Genomic DNA, 17,539 nt, shown 5'->3' on the forward strand with positions numbered 1-17,539 from the left:
GCAATGGGGGCAGCAAACAGGTTCAAGTACCATAACTAAAGATCCCGAAAGTTTACCGTTAACAGTAGAATAGTATATAATTTTCTTTGATCAAAAAATATCACCGGTACAGATCAAGAACACTACCGGTTCGCGATAGTTGCCGCCTTTGAGGCCGGCTGTTAAGCTCGAACCGCGTCTGGTGATGGTTGGAAGCATGAGAATCAATTGAATCTCCTGCTAATTTATACATGGCCTAGGGTTGACATCGGAGAGAACAATGAGTGATTTAGTCGTGGTCTCGTTTCCGGATCAGGAGCTTGCATTCGAGCTTCGCGCCGAATTGGCTAAGATGCAGAAGTCCTACCTGATCGATATCGAGGATATCGTCGTCGCTACCCGCGATGAGAAGGGTAAGGTCAAGCTCCATCAGGCGGTGAATCTGACCAGTGCCGGTGCCGTCGGTGGCGGCTTCTGGGGGATGCTGATCGGGCTTCTGTTCCTGAATCCGCTCCTGGGTGCGGCGATCGGCGCTGGCGCCGGGGCGTTGTCAGGAAAATTCACCGATATCGGCATCAATGACGAGTTCATGAAAGGGCTGGCGGAACATTTCCAGCCCGGTTGCGCCGCGGTCTTCGTCTTGGTGCGAAAGGTCACGGCGGATAAGGTGCTTGAAGGATTGTCTGAATTCCGCGGCAAGGGTAAGGTGCTGCAGACCTCGCTCGAGAAGGATCGCGAGGACACGCTGCGCGCCTTCCTCGAGGATCAGTCCTTAGAGACGTCGGTCTGATCTCATGCGAGTCCGTGATGCGCGCGACGTTTCACGGGCTCGCTGCGCTTCATCCACCAAGAGGGGCTGTTGATGGAACTGGCTGAGGGTATTCTCCGCATCGATTCCTTCCTAGCCGTCACCATTGGTGTCTTGGTGCTATTCGTCGGCAAACGGCTGAACGACAAGGTCGGCCTGCTGCGTGAACTGAGCATCCCGGAGCCGGTGACCGGCGGCCTGCTGTTCTCGGTGCTGTTTGCGCTGGTCTATCTCGGCTCCGGCTATGCGGTCGAGTTCGAGCTGCGGGCGCGCGATGTGCTACTGGTGTACTTCTTCACCACGATCGGTATTAACGCCCGCGCGGCCGATTTGCTCGCCGGTGGTCGGCCGCTGCTGATCCTGCTGGCGATCACCATCGGTTTCATGTTTGCGCAGAATCTCACCGGGGTCGGTGTCGCCTCGCTGTTCGACCTGTCCGGAGCGGTTGGCATGCTCGGCGGCAGCGTCTCGCTGATCGGCGGCCATGGCACCACCATCGCTTGGGCGCCCTCGATTGCCGACGGTTTCGGCATCGAGAACGCGATGGAGATCGGTATCGCCAGTGCGACCTTTGGCTTGATTTTGGCGAGCCTGATGGGTGGGCCGATCGCGCGCTTCCTGATCACGCGCCATCAGCTGCAGCCGTCCGCAATTCCCGCAGACCCGCAGAAACACGACCAGGAACACGACCAGGATCATCAGGAGCGGGAGATCCAGGAGCAGGAGATCCAAGAGGTCGGTCTTTCGGCTGCGCAGCGCGAGCAGGGGATCAACCACCTCGATTTCCTAGGCGCGATCCTCGCCATCCATATCGCCATCATCCTGGGCTTCTTCCTCAATGAAGCGATCGCTGAGCTCGGCCTCAAGCTGCCGCTGTTTGTGACCTGCCTGTTCGCCGGCATCCTGCTGACCAACCTGATCCCTGCACGACTGTATGCGGCGATCGGTGTGCATTGGCCGTCACGCACTGGCGCCGTGGCCCTGATTGCCGATATTGCCCTTGGCACCTTCCTGGCGATGTCACTGATGAGCATGCAGCTCTGGACATTGGTCGATCTCGCGCTGCCGATCTTCAGCATCCTCGCCGCGCAGTTCGCGCTCGCGGTAACGGTGACCCTCTTCGTGCTGTTCCCGCTGATGGGGCGGGACTACAACGCCGCGGTGGTCGCCTCCGGCTTCGGCGGCGTGACCCTGGGCTCAACACCGACGGCCATGGCCAACATGGCCGCGGTGACCCAGCGCTATGGCCCGTCGCATCAGGCCTTCATTATCGTGCCCTTGGTCTCGGCCTTCTTCATCGACCTGACCAACGCGCTGATCATTCCTTTTTTCCTAACCACCTTCGCCTGAGCGGGCTTACCCAACAGCGGATACTGCAGCATTGCGCAAGCAGTCCTTGCGCCTATGCTATTGGAACGCTTGATTTTGCTGGAGCTCACATATCTGACCCGCACCGCGTCACGGTAGCTCAAGACATCTGCCACGAAAAGCCCTGCGTACGCCACATGCGCTGGCTCGTAGAGGTGATTTTGGACATGATCGCTTCCGGAATGCCGATCGACGAGATCCTTGCCGATCATCCGGAGTTGGAGCGAACGGATATCATTGCTTGCCTGGAGTATGCACGCAACATCGTTTCGGGTGAGCAGGTTCGCCAAGTTGCCTGATGCGCATTCTCTGCGATGTGCATATCCCTTATCGCCTGGTCAGCTGGCTCCGCGAGAGGGGCGTCGATGCGACGCACATGAACCGCGTTCTGGATGGTTCCGAGACACCCGATTCTGCGATCGCGACCTTTGTCGACGCGAACGATCGAGTTCGGGATCGGCCTGCAGCCGCTGACAGTATTCGCGCTCGCTGGCGTCGTATTAGGATGATACCGACGAGGTTGTGTTTGTACCTCAATCAATCGCAGCACTCGCTCAGGGCGCGTCTTGGGGCGATTGATAATGATCAACTGGAAGAGCGATCCCTGAGACCGCCCGCTGTTGTCAACCCCTCGCTTGTGATGCAGATCTCGAACTCGGGTGATGATTTTGCCTAGAATGTCGTAGTCAAAACCATCGTTAAAACAGTCGTCGAGCCTGCGCCCAGACCCTCCTAGACGGACTTGGTATCGAATGCTCGGCAACGCATTCGTGCTTGGACCGGAAGGACGTCGCCTTAGGAAAACAAGGGTAGACATGCTGCAGTGCAAGAAAGACAACAGTAAACAGCTGCCTGAGAACCTTCAGCGCAGTCAGATCGAGCTTCCGGCGCTGCTCGGTGCGCTGGACAACCTCAGTACCTACGTCTACACCAAAGACCTCGAAGGGCGCTACACCTACGCCAATCAGCTCGCCTGCCAGCTCTTGGATAGGGCGCTGCATGAGGTCATCGGTAAGACCGATCCGGAGCTGTTTTCCCCTGAACGCTGCAACGAGGCGATCGCCACCGATCAGCGCGTGTTGGCGACCGGGGCGACGGTTGCCCTCGATGAGACACTCGCGCGGCCAAACCAGCGCCCGCGCACCTTCTGGAGCGTCAAGGCGCCGCTGCGCGATGAGCAGGGCCGCATCATCGGCCTGATCGGCATCTCGACCGACATCACCGAGCGCAAGCGCACCGAGCAGCGCGCCAAGGCCGAGCAGCAGCGACTGGCGCAGCGCGTCGAGGAGCGCACCGAGCAGCTTGCCGCTGAGGTCGAGCGGCATGCGCTGACCAGCGATCAGCTGCGCCTCGCCATCGATGGCGCCGAGCTGGGCGTCTGGGAATACCATCTGCAGCCAGAGCGCTTCTTCTGGTCCAAACGCTGCAAGCGCCATCTCGGCCTGCCGGCGGGTGAGCAGCCCAGCTATGCCGGCTTCATGGCGCGCATCCATCCAGAGGATCGAACGCGCGTCCAGCGGCTGATCGAGCACAGCCTGCAAACCCGGCAAGACTATGCCGCCGAGTACCGGCTGCGTTGGGTTGACGGCAGCGAGCATTCGATCAGCGCCCTGGGCCGGGTCTATTGCGATGCCGCGGGCGAGCCGACCCATCTCGCTGGGGTTACCCAAGACATCACGCGCGCAAACAGGCCGAGCAACGCCTGTTCGAACGCGAGGATGCTGCTCGGCGTCAGCTCGCCGAGATTCAGAGCTATTACGATACCGCGCCGATTGGACTGGCGGTGTTGGATACCGAGCTGCGCTATCGGCGCATCAATGAGCGCCTGGCCAGCTCCAACGGGCATCCGGTGGCCGCCCATCTCGGGCGCAGCCTGCGGGAGATGGTGCCGGATTTGGCCGCAACCCTCGAGCCAAGGCTGAAGCAGGTCATCGCCACCGGCGAGCCGCTGCGCGATCAGGAGATCCAATTCCCGAGCCACGATCCAGCAGGCCGCACGCGATGCTACCTCGAGCACTATCTCCCGCTGTTGGGCGGCGATGGCGAGGTGATTGGCATCAATGTAGTAGTCGAGGACATCAGCGAACGGCGCGCCATGGAGCAACAGATCCGCGCCTTCAATGCCGATCTCGAGCGCCAGGTGGCGGCGCGCACCGCGGATCTCCAGGCAACCCATGACGCGCTCCTGGAGAGCGAGGAAAAGTACCGCAAGCTGTTTGACCACGCGGGCGATGCGATCGTGGTCGTCGACCTCGCGGGCAACTTCGTGGATATCAATGCCGCCGCCTGCCAGCGGTATGGCTATGACCGCGAGACCTTCCTGACCCTGAACGTCGCCGATCTCGATGTCCCGGAAGAGGCCGACGAGATCAGGCAACGGCTGACGCGCATCGAGGAGCGCGGCGAGTACGCCTTCGAGGCGCGTCATCGCACCGCCGATGGCCGCATCCTCACCGTCGAGGTCAAGGGTGTTGCGCTCAGTATCGGAGGTCGCGCCTGCCTGTTTGGCATCTGGCGTGACATCACTGAGCGCAAACGTGCCGAGCGCGCGTTGCGCGACGCCCATCAGCGCGTCAGCGAGCTACTGGATGCGATGGCGGCGGCGGTCTATGTGACCGACATGGAGACCTTCGAGCTGGTCTTCATGAACGAGACCGCGAGGATGGTCTGGGGCGATGGCGCTGGTCAGCTGTGCTATCAAGCGCTGCATGGGCTCGAGTCGCCCTGTACCTTTTGTACCAACGATAAACTGCTCGATGCCTCCGGCGAGCCGAGCGGCTGCTTCGAATGGGAGCATTTCAACACCCAGAGCCAACGCTGGTACGGGCTGCGTGATCGCGCCTTGCGCTGGAGCGACGGGCGCCTGGTGCGGGTCGAGATCGCCACCGACATCACTGGCTACAAGGAGGCGCAGGCGCGTATCGAGCATCTGGCCTATCACGACAGCCTGACCGGTCTGCCCAATCGCCTGCAATTCATCGAGCGGCTCGGCGAGCTCACCAAAGCCGACGGGCAGGCGTCGTCCTTAGTCGCCATCTGTTATCTGAACGTCGATGACTTCAAAGCCATCAATGAGCGTGATGGTCGTGCCTTTGGCGACGCGGTCTTGGTTGAGCTGGCCGGCCGGCTGCGGCGCGCACTGCACAAGGCCGAGTTTGTCGCGCGCGCCGGGAGCGATGAGTTCGCGCTGCTGCTCACTGAGCTGGCGAACACCGCCGAGGCCATCGATCGGGCGCGGGCGATCCAGCGGCGGATCGCGCAGGTGCTCTGGGTGAAGGGGCAGTCCCTGCATCTCAGCATCAGTCTCGGCTTGACCCTGTTCCCGATCGATCAGGCCGGGCCAGACGCCCTGCTGCAGCATGCGCATGAGGCCCTGTTCCAGGCCAAGCGGCGCGCCCCCGGCAGCTACCATCTCTATGATCCGATCCACGACCACCAGGCCCGACAGCAGCGGCAGCTATATCAGGAGTTCGCCCAGGCCCTGACGCAGGATCAACTGGTCCTGCACTACCAGCCCAAGATCCGACTCGCCGACGGGCAGGTGCATGGGCTCGAGGCCTTGATCCGCTGGCAGCATCCGCACAAAGGCCTGCTGCGGCCGGATCAGTTCCTGCCCATCATCGAAGATAGCCCGCTCGAGTTTGCCCTGGGTGAATGGGTCATCAAGACGGCCCTGATGCAACAAGCGTTTTGGCGCGAGCAAGGCCAGCAGCTGCTGATCAGCGTCAATATCAGCCCGCGACAGCTGCAGGAGCAGAATTTCAGCGCCTTCTTGGCGCGCGCGCTTGGTCTGGATGCTGAGCAGGCGGGCGCGCAGGCGGGCCAACTGAGCGCTGAGCAGGGTGGCGAGCAGGCGGGCGGTCAAGATGGCGAGCAGGCCGGCGAGCAGGTGGGCGAGCAGGTGGGCCCTCTGGATGGCGAGCAGGCCGGCGAACTGGGCAGTGAGCCGGTTGCCGCGGGATCGGCGCGATTGGAGATCGAGTTACTGGAGATCGCGCGCTTGGACAATGCAGTGGCCGCGGCGGTGGTGATGCGTGACTGCAAGCGGCTCGGCGTGCGCTTCTCGCTCGATGATTTCGGCACGGGCTATGCCTCGCTGACCTACTTTCATCAGCTACCGATCGATGTCGTCAAGATCGACCGTCGCTTCGTGCTCAACATGCTCGACAATGCCGAGGATCGGGCGATTGTCGAAGGCGTGCTGCTGATGTCGAGAACCCTGCCGCGCCCGGTGCTCGCTGAAGGGGTGGAGTCATTCGAGATCGGCCAGCTGCTGCAGCAGATGGGCTGTGAGTATGCCCAGGGCTATGGTATCGCCCGCCCGATGCCAGCCGAGCAGGTGCTGCCCTGGCTCAGCGCCTGGGCCAAAGAGCGCCGCTGGCATCAGCGAGCGACTGACCCGAAGCCGCCAAACCCCGATCCTTCCGCGCCCTGATTTGCTTCAGGTTCGACACGGTCTGGTCTGAGCGATGGAGCAATGGGATCAGGCGGCTGTCTTGCGTCCGAGCAACAGGTGTTCGGGGCTGGAGAACCCAGGTTTTTGCCATCAGATGCGGCGCGGGCTGCTCACGCCAATCCCGCTTGTGGTAGCCTAGCTTGACAATTGTCAATCAGCTCTACCCTGTTGTTCTCGCGAGGCCAATAAACCGATGGATATCAAAGCCCTATTCGATGCCGAGCCGGCGTCGCCGCTGTACGTCGCGATCAATCGTGTGTTGATCAAGAATGATCCGAATCTGATGCGCATGATGAAGGAGGCCAGCAGCAAGATGTGTCTGGCGACGGCGCTGACACCCGGCTTTCGCGGCTTCGATCTGATGCGTCAGCGCGGCACCTGCCCGATGGGCATGCGTTGGGCGGCGAGCTCGGACATGGGCTCTGAGCTCTCCCACATCTGGATCGACCAGTTCACCTACTGGGACTCCTGGGAGGCGCATGAAGATTTCCACGAGACGTTCGAAGACGTCGTCGTCGAGGCCTGCGGCAAGTGCGGCGGGATGCTGCTGGATGGGCCGGTTGAGCCGGTGTTTCGCATCGTCCAGAGCACCCTGCCGAAGCTCATTTCGAGCAATCAGATGATGAAGAAGGGTTTCGGCAACGCCGATGCGGTCAAGGGTTATGCGCTCAACACCGGTGAGTCGGTGATGGTACTGGCCGAGCACCAGGTGCGGCCCGGCAAAGAGTCGGAGTTCGAGGAGGGCGAGGTGCAGACCATGCAGATGCTCGAGGAGACGCCGGGCGTTCTCGGCTGGCAGATCCTAAAGCGCATCGGTCTCTCGACCCTCGGCAGTGGCCAGGCGACCTCGAAGTCGATGCTCGGTCAGCTGCGCGGCGAGCCGGGCGCGAAGCTGGAGCGCTCGGCCGAGGTCTGGGAGGGCTACACGGTGCCGGCTGAATACCTGACCATGGTCGAGTTCGAGAACATCCAGTTTGCGCAGAGTGGCATGCCGCATGTGAACGTGAAGCCGGAGATTCTGATGGTGCATGCGACTAAGGTGCTGGACAACTGCATCACCAAGCCGACGGTGCGCATCTCCGAGAGTATGTTCAGCGAGCACACCTATCGTGAGGTCTTGCAAGGGCTGCGCTAAGGGCTGCACTGGGCTTGCGGCCGGAAGCCGCTCATCGTTAGGTCGCTAAGGCTGGCGCCATCTTCCGTGATCTACGCCCTGGCGTCGCCAGGGCGTACTGCTCAAAACCTCAGATTTTGCTCAGATCCTGCTACGAGTGACGGCCAACAGAGCCGCCTGCACTTGATCCTTGATCAGTTGCAACTACCAGGATTTGTATGGCAGAAACTTGCCGTTCAGGGTCACCACGACCCGGTCACCCTTCGGATCGGGCTGGCGCTGGATGTCCATGCTGTAATCGATCGCGCTCATGATGCCGTCGCCGAACTCCTCGTGGATCAGCGCCTTGATGGTCTCGCCGTAGACGCCGACGATCTCGTAGAAGCGGTAGATGAGCGGGTCGGTGGGGACGGTCTGATCCCAGGTCTTGTGCGGGAATGCCTGCAGCGCTGCGGCCACGTCGGGACCGAGCCCAAGGGACTCGGCGCAGGCCTCGGCCTGAGTCTGATTCAGGCTGTTCATGCCTAGGCAGGCGGAGCAGGTGAATTCCTTGGAGAGCCCGACGGCTTTGGCGATCGCGTCCCAGGTCAGGCCTTTGGTCTGCTTGGCGTCGAGGATGGCGGTTTTCATCTCGGTCTTGTTCATTGGCGGATGCCCCTTGTTCTTGGGAGTGGTTTCTAAGCAACGGGTTGATGACAAGCTGCACAGGCGGTTGGATTGGTGCGATTGATGGAACCGCTGCGCTGGCTCCGTCCCGCTTGTGCCCCCATTGCTTCCTCGTTCAGGTGTTAAGTGCGCAATGGTCGACGGATTGGCTTGATTGGCCGTTGTTTGCCGTTGTTTGCCGTTGTGTGTTTGTCTGCGGTTTAGAGGTTGACGGCGCGCAGCAGCGAGCCTGATTCCGCTGCACGGTAACCGGTTGCGCTGTTGGCGTTGCTTGTGGAATGGCCTGCGGTATGGCTTGTGGCCTGAGCGATTGCATTGCTTGACGCCTTATCTTTGGCGTTGCTTGCGCCGCGGGCCGCTTGAGCTGGGTCGACGATGCGTGGCGGGCCTTGATGGCCGGAGCCTGGTGCGCCCGAGTTGGCGGAACCGGAGAGTTCGTGCGAGCGCGAGACCAGGAAGTCGACCAGATGGGTGCGGATCGGGTAGTAGCCGGGATCGTGGACGATGCTGCCGCGCTCGCGTGGTCGGTCGATCGAGACCCGCACCGATTCGGCGATGCGCGCCTGTGGGCCGTTGGTCATCAGCAGGATGCGATCGGCGAGCAGGATCGCCTCGTCCACATCATGGGTGATCATGAACACCGTCTGGTGGGTCTCGGCGCAGATCTTGAGCAGTTCGTCCTGGATGGTGCCTCGTGTCAGGGCATCGAGCGCGCCGAAGGGTTCATCGAGGAGCAGCAGCTTGGGCTCGATGGCGAAGGCACGGGCGATGGCGACGCGCTGGCGCATGCCGCCAGAGAGCTGGGAGGGCTTGCGCTGCTCGGCGCCATCCTTGAGACCGACCATGTGCAGATAGCGGAGGCTGTGCTCGCGAACGCGGGTCTTGCTCCACCCCGGCCAGCGAGCGGCGACGCCGAATATCACGTTGTTGAGCGCCGATAGCCAGGGGAACAGCGAGTAGTTCTGGAACACGATGCCGCGCTCGAGTGCCGGGCCGCGCACCTCTTTGCCGGCCATCAGGACCTCGCCATCGCTCGGCGCGTCGAGCCCGGCGAGGACATTGAGGATGGTCGACTTGCCGCAGCCCGAATGGCCGATGATGCAGACGAACTCACCGCGTTCGAGGCCGAAGCTGACGTCTTCGAACACGGTCAGCTCGCCGTCTTTGGTCGGAAAGCGCTTGGCCAGCGATTTGATCTCGAGGAAGTGCGGTTGCATCGCGTTCACTCCTGGTAGGTGACGAGGCGGGTGGCCGAGGCCAGCGCCAGGTCGAGCAGCATGCCGACGATGCCGATCATCAGGATCGAGAAGATCACGCTGGTCAGGTCCAGGTTGTTCCACTCATTCCAGACGTAGTAGCCGATGCCGGTGCCGCCGACGAGCATCTCGGCGGCGACGATGACCAGCCAGGCGATGCCGATCGAGATGCGCATGCCAGTGAGGATGGTCGGCGCGGCGGCGGGCAGGATGACCTGAAACGCGGTCTGCATTGGCCCGAGCTCATGGGTGCGGGCGACATTGACCCAGTCCTTGCGCACGCCGGCGACGCCAAAGGCGGTGTTGATCAGCATCGGCCAAATCGAGCAGATGAAGATGACGAAGATCGAGGAGGTCTCGGAGTCCTTGATGATGAAGAGCGCGAGTGGCATCCAAGCCAGTGGCGAGATGGGCTTGAGGACCTGAATGAACGGATTCAGGGCCTTGTACATCATCGGCGACATGCCGATCAGGAAGCCGAGCGGCAGCGCGATCAGCGCCGCGAGCCCAAAGCCGGTCAGCACGCGGTACAGCGACCAGGCGAGCTGGATGCCGATGCCCTTGTCGTTGGGACCGGCGTCGTAGAAGGGATTCGATAGCTCGCGGATGGCGAGGCCGATGATTTCCGACGGCGAGGGGACGCGCGCCTCTTGGTCGGCGCCGCCCATCAGCAGCTCGTATTCGCTCAGCGCCTCCTCGGCCTGTGGCGCCGGGGTGCTGAGCTGCCAGAGCCCAAGAAAGATCACGAGCAGCGACACCGAGACAAGGACGGCGCGCCAGGTATCGGATTTGAGCATGGAATTGTTGGTCCTCAGTCTGTGTCAGGTTACTGGCCGGTTGAGCGGCCGGCCCGTCGGGTCGGTCTATCGTCAGCCGCGCTCGATCGACTCAGCCACGCTTGATCGCAAAGCTCTGGACATAGGCCTCGGGCTGGGTCCAGTCGAACTCCTTGCCCATGATCATGTAGTTCTCATTGGTGGTGTCAGGGACTGGATAGCCGAGTTCGGCCATGGTCTTACCGGCGTCGGACGCGAGGTAGACCTCCTTGGCGATTCCCTGGTAATCGATATCGCCTTCGATGTAGCCCCAGCGCTTCATCTGGGTCAGTATCCAGACCGCCATCGAATGCCAGGGGAAGGGATCGAAGTCGATCCGATCTGGGACGTCTTGGACGTTGCCGAGTCCGTCGGCAAAGCGGCCCGTGAGCACCTGCTCAATCACTGGCACCGGCTGGTTCAGATAGTTGGTCGGCGCGATGGCGGCGGCGATCTCCTTGCGGTTCTCGTGCTTTTGCGAATAGAAGGTCGCGTCGACGATGGCCTTGAGCAGGGCCGAATAGGTGTTCGGCATCTCCTTGGTGAACTGCTCGGAGCAGGCGAAGGCGCAGCAGGGATGGCCCTCCCAGATGTCCTTGGTCAGGATGTGGATGAAGCCGACCTTCTCCCAGACCGCGCGCTGGTTGAACGGGTCTGGCGATAGGTAGCCGTCGAGGTTTCCGGCGCGCAGGTTGGCGACCATCTCCGGTGGCGGCACGACACGGATCTGGATGTCTTGATCCGGGTCGAGGCCATGCTCGGCGACGTAGTAGCGCAGCAGAAAGTTGTGCATGCTGTAGTCGAAGGGCACGCCAAACTTGAAGCCCTTCCAGTCCTTCGGGTCGCGCTTATCCTTGTGATCGTTGTGCAGCACGATCGCCTGGCCGTTGATGTTCTCGACCGCCGGCATCCGGTAGGGGACGGCGGTGGAGCCGGCGCCGAGGCTGATTGCGAGCGGCATCGGCGTGAGCATGTGCGAGGCGTCATACTCACCGGCCAGCGACTTGTCGCGCGCAACCGCCCAGCCGGCGGTCTTGATCACGTCGACATCCAGTCCGTATTTCTCGTAGAACCCGAGTGGATGGGCCATGATGATCGGGGTCGCGCAGGTGATCGGCACGAAGCCGACCTTGAGCTTGGTCTTCTCCAGCGGGCCGGCGCTCTCCTGCACGGCGGCCTTGATGGCGTCCATCGGCAGCAGGCTGCCGAGGATGCTGGCCAAGGTGCCACCGCCGACCAGGCCGAGGAAGCTGCGTCGGCTCATCTCGTTGTGGCCGAAGACGCCGCGGACGATGGCGCTCTCGATGACTCGGTCCAGCATGGCTTCTTGGGATAGGGGAGCTTGGGGCTCTTGGGGCGCGAGTCGCTGCGCGGCAGTCGTCGCTGATGCGCGATGCTCGGTCGGGTCCTGTGCTTGGGCCTGTTGATGCTGTGTGTGCGATGAGCAACTGCTGCAAGCGCAGCCGGGCGCGTGGCTGAGGTCGAGATCGGGGTCGTAGGGATTGCCCAGGCTCTGATATGGCATCGTGTTCTCCGCAGGGTTTTGGGGCAGAGGATGGCGGCCTGATCAGCAGCTTGGCGACAAGTGCTGAGCTTGCGTTCCGCCAACCAGCGTGGTTGATCTGTATCAAGACTAAGCAGATGCCGTGCCAATCATCTGGAATCCGCTAGTGGCCTGATTCAGTTGATGCTTCTGCGGCTGTCCTCGATGCCGAGCAGTAACGAGATCTCGTTATTCACGAGTTTTCGTTGTATTTTGACGAGATCTCGTAATTTGAGTGTCGATGACGATGATTCTTCAGGATGCCGCCTTCCAGCTGCTCTTCGAGCAACATCCCGATGCGCTGCTGCTGTTCGACCCCTTTGCCGACACCATCCTCGCCGCGAATGCGCGCGCCTGTGAATGGCTCCGCTGGCCGTTGGATCAGCTGATGGCGATGCGTCCGAGCGCCTTGCACGCCGGCGAGCGCGGCGCCTTGGTAGTCTTCACCCAAGAGGTGCTCGAGACCGGCGAGGCTTGGGCGCGTGGGCTCGGTTGTCAGTGCGGCGATGGCGAGCGCATCCAGGTCGAGTATCGGGCGCGTCGGCTAGAGCTTGCGGGGCGCTGCTGTGTGTTGATCTCGGCGCGCGATCTGGTCACCCAGCGTCGGCGTGAGGCCCGCTCCGATGCCGATGACTATGTGCGCAGCGGGCTCTCGGAATGGCGCCGGGTCGAGCAGCTGTTCGCCTCGATCGAGACCGAGAATCGGCTCATCCTGCGCGCCGCGGGCGAGGGCATCTACGGTGTTGACGCGGACGGGATCACCACCTTCATCAATCCGGCGGCCGAGCAGATGTTGGGCTGGAGCGCGGCGGAGCTGGTCGGGCGTGGCATGCATCAGAGCGTGCATCACAGCCATGCCAACGGCAGCGGTTATGCCGATGACGACTGTCCGATCTATGCGGCGTTCCGCGAGGGCGCGGTGCAGCGGCGCGACGATGAGGTGTTTTGGCGCAAGGATGGGAGCTGCTTCCCGGTGGAGTACACCAGCACGCCGATCGTCGATCGCGGCCATCTGGTCGGTGCCGTGGTCGTGTTCCGCGATATCAGCGATCGACGCGAGGCCGAACAGCGTCTGCAGAGGGCACTCGAAGAGGTCTCCGCGCTCAAGCGCCGGCTGGAGCTGGAGAACGATTATCTGCAGGAGGAATTTCGCGAGGCGAGCAACTACTACCAGATCGTCGGCGATAGTCGTGCGGTTCGAGAGGTCTTGTACAAGGTCGAGCTGGTCGCGCCGACCGATGCGCCGGTCTTGATCACCGGCGAATCTGGCACCGGTAAGGAGTTGATCGCGCGTGCCATCCATACCGCGAGCCGGCGGGGCGATCGGCCGCTGATCCGGGTCAACTGTGCCGCGGTGCCCAAGGATCTGTTCGAGAGCGAGTTCTTCGGCCATGTCAAAGGCGCCTTTACCGGCGCGGTGGCCGAGCGGGTGGGCCGTTTCGAGCTGGCCGATGGCGGCACGCTGTTTCTGGACGAGATCGGTGAGATCCCGCTCGAGCTGCAGAGCAAGCTGCTGCGGGTATTGCAGGAGGGCGAGTTCGAGCGCGTTGGCGAGGGGCGCACGCGGCAGGTCGATCTGCGCATCGTGGCGGCAACCAACCGGCGGCTCGATCAGGAGGCCGAGGCCGGGCGGTTTCGTGCCGATCTGTTCTATCGGCTGAATGTGTTCCCGATCGAATCGGTGCCGCTGCGTCAGCGGCCTGAGGATATCCCGCTATTGGCTGCGCACTTTCTGACCAAGGCGGCGCGGCGCTTCGGGCGTCAGGGACTGCGGCTCAGTCGCGCCGATGTTGTGGCCATGCAGGACTATGCCTGGCCGGGCAATGTGCGCGAGTTGGAGAACCTGATCGAACGGGCCGTGATCGTCTCGACCGGCGAGCGGTTGATCATCGATCTGCCCGGGCGTCGACCTGAGCGGGCGCTGTTGCCTCTGTCGGAGACGAACCGGGCTGGTTCAGGCCTTCGCGAGACGAACCTAATGGGTTCAGGCCCAGGCCAAACGCTAACCGCAGCACCTGGCAACGAACAGGAGCGTATCGCGTTGGAGCGTCGGATGATCGAGCAGGCGCTTGCCGCGAGTCAGGGCAAGGTCTCTGGCCCGGGCGGCGCGGCAGCGCGGCTGGGTCTGAAGCCGACCACGCTGGCCTCACGGATCAAGCGCTATGGCATTCAGAAGCGCTGATCTCAACCGTCAATGGTGCTGATGCGCTGGCATGGCGCTTGGGTCAATGCGTTTGACCGGCAGGCTCAGCGTCTGTGAGTCGCCACCATCGAAGCCAAGGGTGAGTTCGACCTGATCGCCTGGCGCGAGCGGTTTGGTCAGGCCGATCAGCATCACATGGAGGCCTCCGGGCGCTAGGGTGACGGTCTCGCCAGCGGGCAGCTCGATCTGCTCGATCTGGCGCATCTGCATCATGCCGTCTTCCATCCGGTGGGTGTGCAGTTCCAGCACCTCGGCGGCATCGCTCTCGGCGGCGATCAGGGCGCGAGCTTGCTCACCCGCATTGGTCAGGGTCATGAAGGCGGCGCTGTTAGGCTGGCCTGGCGGGACAGCGCGCACATAGGCATCCTCAATGCTGATGCCCTCGGCAAAGGCCATCGTCGGTAGCCCGAGGCTGAGCGCAAGGCTTAGGGCAAGGCTGAGCGCGAGAGCGAAATTGACGCTTGACGTGAATCTCGCGCGATTCCTCTTCTGAGGGTGGTGGCTGGCCATGACCCTTAGGCACGTCAATCGCGACTGAGGCGACTGGGGCGACTGAGGTTTCTGAGACCAAGCGGCCGACGGGGTGTTAACGGCCTGCAGGGTTGCTTGCATCGAATCATCTCCAAAACTCAAGTGTTGACATGGCGCAGCCGAGGGGTCAAAGACGCGCGGGCTGGTCAGTATAAGGATAGGCGTGGATCAGGACGATCTGTTGCGCAGGCTGGCCAACTCGGCTTCGAGTGCCGCTCGGGCAGCTACCTCGCGCCGGGCCTCTGCCAGGGCCTCGTCACGCTCGCGGCTCAGCTTATCGCGCTCGCGGCTGGCCTTGTCGCGATCGTGCTCGGCCTGCAATCGTGCCTGCTCGGCTTGCGCTTGTGTTCGCTCAGCCCGCAATCGTGCCTGCTCGGCTTGCGCTTGTGCCTGCTCAGCCTGCAATCGTGCCTGCTCGGCTTGCACCTGCTCCTGTTCGGCGCGCGTCCATTCCGGCAGCACGAAACTGCTGTAGACCGGATCGCGACGAATCGCGTCGAGGTCTGGGCGGCGGATCAGATCACTGACGCGAAACTGGAAGCCTGGCAATATCCGTGAGCGCACTAGCCGATCGTCACCGCTGCCCTCGGTCGGCAACGGGCTGTAGACGCTGCTGCCTCGGGTGCGACCGTAGAAGGCCAGGTTGCCATGCTCGCGGTGCAGCACGTAATACTCGGGCACACCGCCGGCGGCGTACTCGGCCTTCTTCACCACCAGGTCGCGATGGACATAGGCAGGCTTTTCCGTCGATAGGGCCTCGACGCAGAGGTCGAAGACGCCATGGTAGGAGCTATGGGTCAGATCCAGCGCGACCGGATTCGTGTCGAGCACGACGGCCAAATCCGGCTTGCGGATCACCGTGCCCGATCTGAGCGCCAGCCGGAAGCCCATCTCTAACGCCACCAGCTTGCCAATGGGCTGCAGCCGCAGGTAGTGGCGCAACAGCTCTAGGAACCAGAGGTACACCTGAAAGGTCTCGAAATCCGACACCGGCTTTTCCTCCAGGCGGCCGTTGTTCCACTCGTAGCTGAGATCACCGGTGTTGTACCAGTCCTGCCAGTACTCGGCTTCACTGACCAGCTGACCGTCGGCTGAGACTGGCTCGACGCTCGCGGTCTGTTCATCTGGGATTGGCCATTGAGACATTGGGATTCGACCCTCAGTCGATCAGCGTGCGTTTGACGTGCGTTTGATACTAGTCAACGCCAGTAAGTGCCGCAACCAACACCTCCCTCGGCGGCAGGCGCGAGCAGTTCGATCAGGCGTGCAGCCTTGTCGAAGGTCTCGCGATATTCCTGTTCGCACTCCGAGTCATGCACCAGGCCGCCGCCGGACCAGAAGCGGACCTGTCCGGCGCTGTGGACGATGGTGCGAATGGCGATATTGGTGTCCATGGCACCATCAAAGCCCAGGTAGCCGATGGCGCCACAGTAGACGCCACGTCGATGCGGCTCGAGCGCTTCGATGATCTGCATGGCGCGGATCTTGGGCGCGCCAGTGATGGAGCCGCCGGGAAAGCAGGCGCGCAGGAGCGAGGCGGCGTCTTCGTCGGTGCGCAGCTCGCCGGTAATGGTGCTGACCAGGTGATGCACCGAGGCATAGGATTCGGTCGCAAACAGGGTTGGGACCTGAATGCTGCCGGGGCGGCAGACGCGGCCCAGATCGTTGCGCAAGAGGTCGACGATCATCAGGTTCTCGGCGCGATCCTTGGGGCTCTCGGCGAGCGCGCGTTTCAGTGCGGCGTCTTCGTGGGGATCGGCGCTGCGCGGACGGGTGCCCTTGATCGGTCGCGTTTCGACCTGCCTCCCGCGCAGCGCGAGGAAGCGCTCCGGTGACGAGCTGAGGATCTGGCCGAACGGGGTCTGCAGATAGGCCGAGAAAGGCGCCGGGTTCAGTTGCCGCAAACGGCAATAGGCGCTCCAAGGGTCACCGGTGGCGCGGGCGGCGAAGCGTTGGGCAAGGTTGATCTGGTAACAATCGCCGGCGCGGATAGAGTCCTTGATGCGCGCGAAGGCGGTTGCATAAGCGGCTGGCGAGAGATTCGAGCGCAGTGGCCCGGTAGCGCGTAATGGCTCGCTGGCGTGCAGTGGATCACTAGCGCGCAGTGGCACGGAGGCGCGCAGCGGTGCTCTGGCCAGCGATTGTGCTGGTGGTGCTTCCCCAGGGTTGCTGGAGAGGATCTCGGAGAACTGCCTGAGCAGCTGCGGCCAGCGGGCCTGGGTGCGTGTATCCCGACCGGCGCCGACGAGCCAGCTACGACGCTCGGCATGATCGACGACGACCGCCCAGTCGAAGATGCCGATCGCCATCTCTGGCAGCCCCTCAGCGTCGATGGCCTGCACCGGTAGGCGCTCGATGCGGCGCGCGAGATCATAGCCAAGCCAGCCGACGGCGCCGCCGACGAAGGGAAGGCCGGCGTTAGAGTGGTCGACAGAGGCCTCGGTACCTAGGCTGAGCGCCTGGCGCAGGAGCGCGAAGGGATCATCAACACTGTGGCGGCAACCTGTTGCATCACAGATCTCGGTGATCGCACCGCGCGTGACCAGGGTTGCGCTCGGGTCTGCAACCAAGATGTCCCAACGGCCGCCGCCACCGCAGGCCGCTGCGCTGTCGAGGAACATGGCCCAAGGCCGGTTGCTGATGGAGGCGAACAGGCTGGCTGAATCGGCGCGGTAGGGAATCTCGTTGAGATAGCGCATTCCATGATCGCCGACATCGCCCAATTTTGCGGGTTACCGATGACCCGCTCAGGAAACGACCGCAGAGGATATGACCACCGGCGGCTAGCCGTCAGTGGCCG

The 17,539-nt window shown here is 62.6% G+C and carries 13 protein-coding genes and 2 pseudogenes; 8 read left to right on the forward strand and 7 right to left on the reverse strand.

The genetic code is table 11. From position 1 onward, the window contains the following. Window positions 1-259: 259 nt before the first annotated feature. The 7 genes and pseudogenes from CKO42_RS09195 (at window position 260) to CKO42_RS09235 (ending at window position 7,746) form a co-directional block, all read left to right on the forward strand. Entirely contained in the window at window positions 260-769 is a 510-nt protein-coding gene (locus CKO42_RS09195) for a DUF1269 domain-containing protein (protein WP_200242529.1), read from the forward strand. Window positions 770-841: 72 nt separating this feature from the next. Beyond that, window positions 842-2,137, forward strand: a complete 1,296-nt coding sequence (gene gltS / locus CKO42_RS09200) for a sodium/glutamate symporter (RefSeq protein ID WP_200242531.1) — start codon at window positions 842-844, stop codon at window positions 2,135-2,137. An 89-nt stretch (window positions 2,138-2,226) separates the two neighbouring features. After that, the gene (locus CKO42_RS27940) at window positions 2,227-2,454 is read left to right on the forward strand and encodes a DUF433 domain-containing protein (RefSeq protein WP_200242856.1); all 228 of its coding nucleotides are present in this window, start codon (window positions 2,227-2,229) and stop codon (window positions 2,452-2,454) included. Continuing rightward, entirely contained in the window at window positions 2,454-2,831 is a 378-nt protein-coding gene (locus tag CKO42_RS09210; RefSeq protein ID WP_200242533.1) for a DUF5615 family PIN-like protein, read from the forward strand. The genes CKO42_RS27940 and CKO42_RS09210 overlap by 1 nt, the downstream gene beginning before the upstream one ends. A 139-nt stretch (window positions 2,832-2,970) precedes the next feature. After that, window positions 2,971-3,807, forward strand: a pseudogene (locus CKO42_RS09215) (PAS domain-containing protein); the annotation flags it as partial. A gap of 134 nt (window positions 3,808-3,941) precedes the next feature. After that, window positions 3,942-6,590 carry an EAL domain-containing protein gene (locus CKO42_RS27265; RefSeq protein WP_242479254.1) on the forward strand — a complete coding sequence of 883 codons (2,649 nt, stop codon included), beginning with the start codon at window positions 3,942-3,944 and terminating at the stop codon, window positions 6,588-6,590. 214 nt (window positions 6,591-6,804) lie between these two features. Beyond that, on the forward strand, window positions 6,805-7,746 hold the full coding sequence (locus tag CKO42_RS09235; RefSeq protein ID WP_200242544.1) for a sulfur oxygenase reductase family protein: 942 nt from the start codon (window positions 6,805-6,807) through the stop codon (window positions 7,744-7,746). Window positions 7,747-7,929: 183 nt separating this feature from the next. Here the strand turns inward: CKO42_RS09235 and cynS are convergent, their stop codons facing one another. The 4 genes and pseudogenes from cynS to CKO42_RS09255 all read right to left on the reverse strand — a co-directional run bounded on the left by cynS (window position 7,930) and on the right by CKO42_RS09255 (window position 11,987). Next, the gene (gene cynS / locus CKO42_RS09240) at window positions 7,930-8,370 is read right to left on the reverse strand and encodes a cyanase (RefSeq protein ID WP_200242549.1); all 441 of its coding nucleotides are present in this window, start codon (window positions 8,368-8,370) and stop codon (window positions 7,930-7,932) included. 380 nt (window positions 8,371-8,750) lie between these two features. Further along, a pseudogene (locus CKO42_RS09245) lies at window positions 8,751-9,608 on the reverse strand (ABC transporter ATP-binding protein); the annotation flags it as partial. 5 nt (window positions 9,609-9,613) lie between these two features. Next, entirely contained in the window at window positions 9,614-10,444 is an 831-nt protein-coding gene (gene ntrB, locus CKO42_RS09250; protein WP_200242553.1) for a nitrate ABC transporter permease, read from the reverse strand. Window positions 10,445-10,535: 91 nt separating this feature from the next. Further along, on the reverse strand, window positions 10,536-11,987 hold the full coding sequence (locus tag CKO42_RS09255; protein ID WP_200242555.1) for a CmpA/NrtA family ABC transporter substrate-binding protein: 1,452 nt from the start codon (window positions 11,985-11,987) through the stop codon (window positions 10,536-10,538). A 259-nt stretch (window positions 11,988-12,246) separates the two neighbouring features. Here CKO42_RS09255 and CKO42_RS09260 point away from each other — a divergent pair, with 259 nt between their 5' ends. Then, window positions 12,247-14,187, forward strand: coding sequence for a sigma 54-interacting transcriptional regulator (locus CKO42_RS09260; RefSeq protein WP_200242557.1), 1,941 nt, complete (start codon window positions 12,247-12,249; stop codon window positions 14,185-14,187). 9 nt (window positions 14,188-14,196) lie between these two features. Here the strand turns inward: CKO42_RS09260 and CKO42_RS09265 are convergent, their stop codons facing one another. The 3 genes from CKO42_RS09265 to pabB all read right to left on the reverse strand — a co-directional run bounded on the left by CKO42_RS09265 (window position 14,197) and on the right by pabB (window position 17,438). Further along, window positions 14,197-14,604, reverse strand: coding sequence for a copper chaperone PCu(A)C (locus tag CKO42_RS09265; RefSeq protein ID WP_200242561.1), 408 nt, complete (start codon window positions 14,602-14,604; stop codon window positions 14,197-14,199). Between the two features lie 303 nt (window positions 14,605-14,907). Further along, window positions 14,908-15,885 carry a Uma2 family endonuclease gene (locus CKO42_RS09270; RefSeq protein ID WP_200242564.1) on the reverse strand — a complete coding sequence of 326 codons (978 nt, stop codon included), beginning with the start codon at window positions 15,883-15,885 and terminating at the stop codon, window positions 14,908-14,910. A gap of 53 nt (window positions 15,886-15,938) precedes the next feature. After that, entirely contained in the window at window positions 15,939-17,438 is a 1,500-nt protein-coding gene (pabB, locus tag CKO42_RS09275) for an aminodeoxychorismate synthase component I (RefSeq protein ID WP_200242567.1), read from the reverse strand. Window positions 17,439-17,539 lie beyond the last annotated feature (101 nt).

This window comes from Lamprobacter modestohalophilus (genome assembly GCF_016583905.1).
Classification (GTDB): Bacteria; Pseudomonadota; Gammaproteobacteria; order Chromatiales; family Chromatiaceae; genus Lamprobacter; species Lamprobacter modestohalophilus.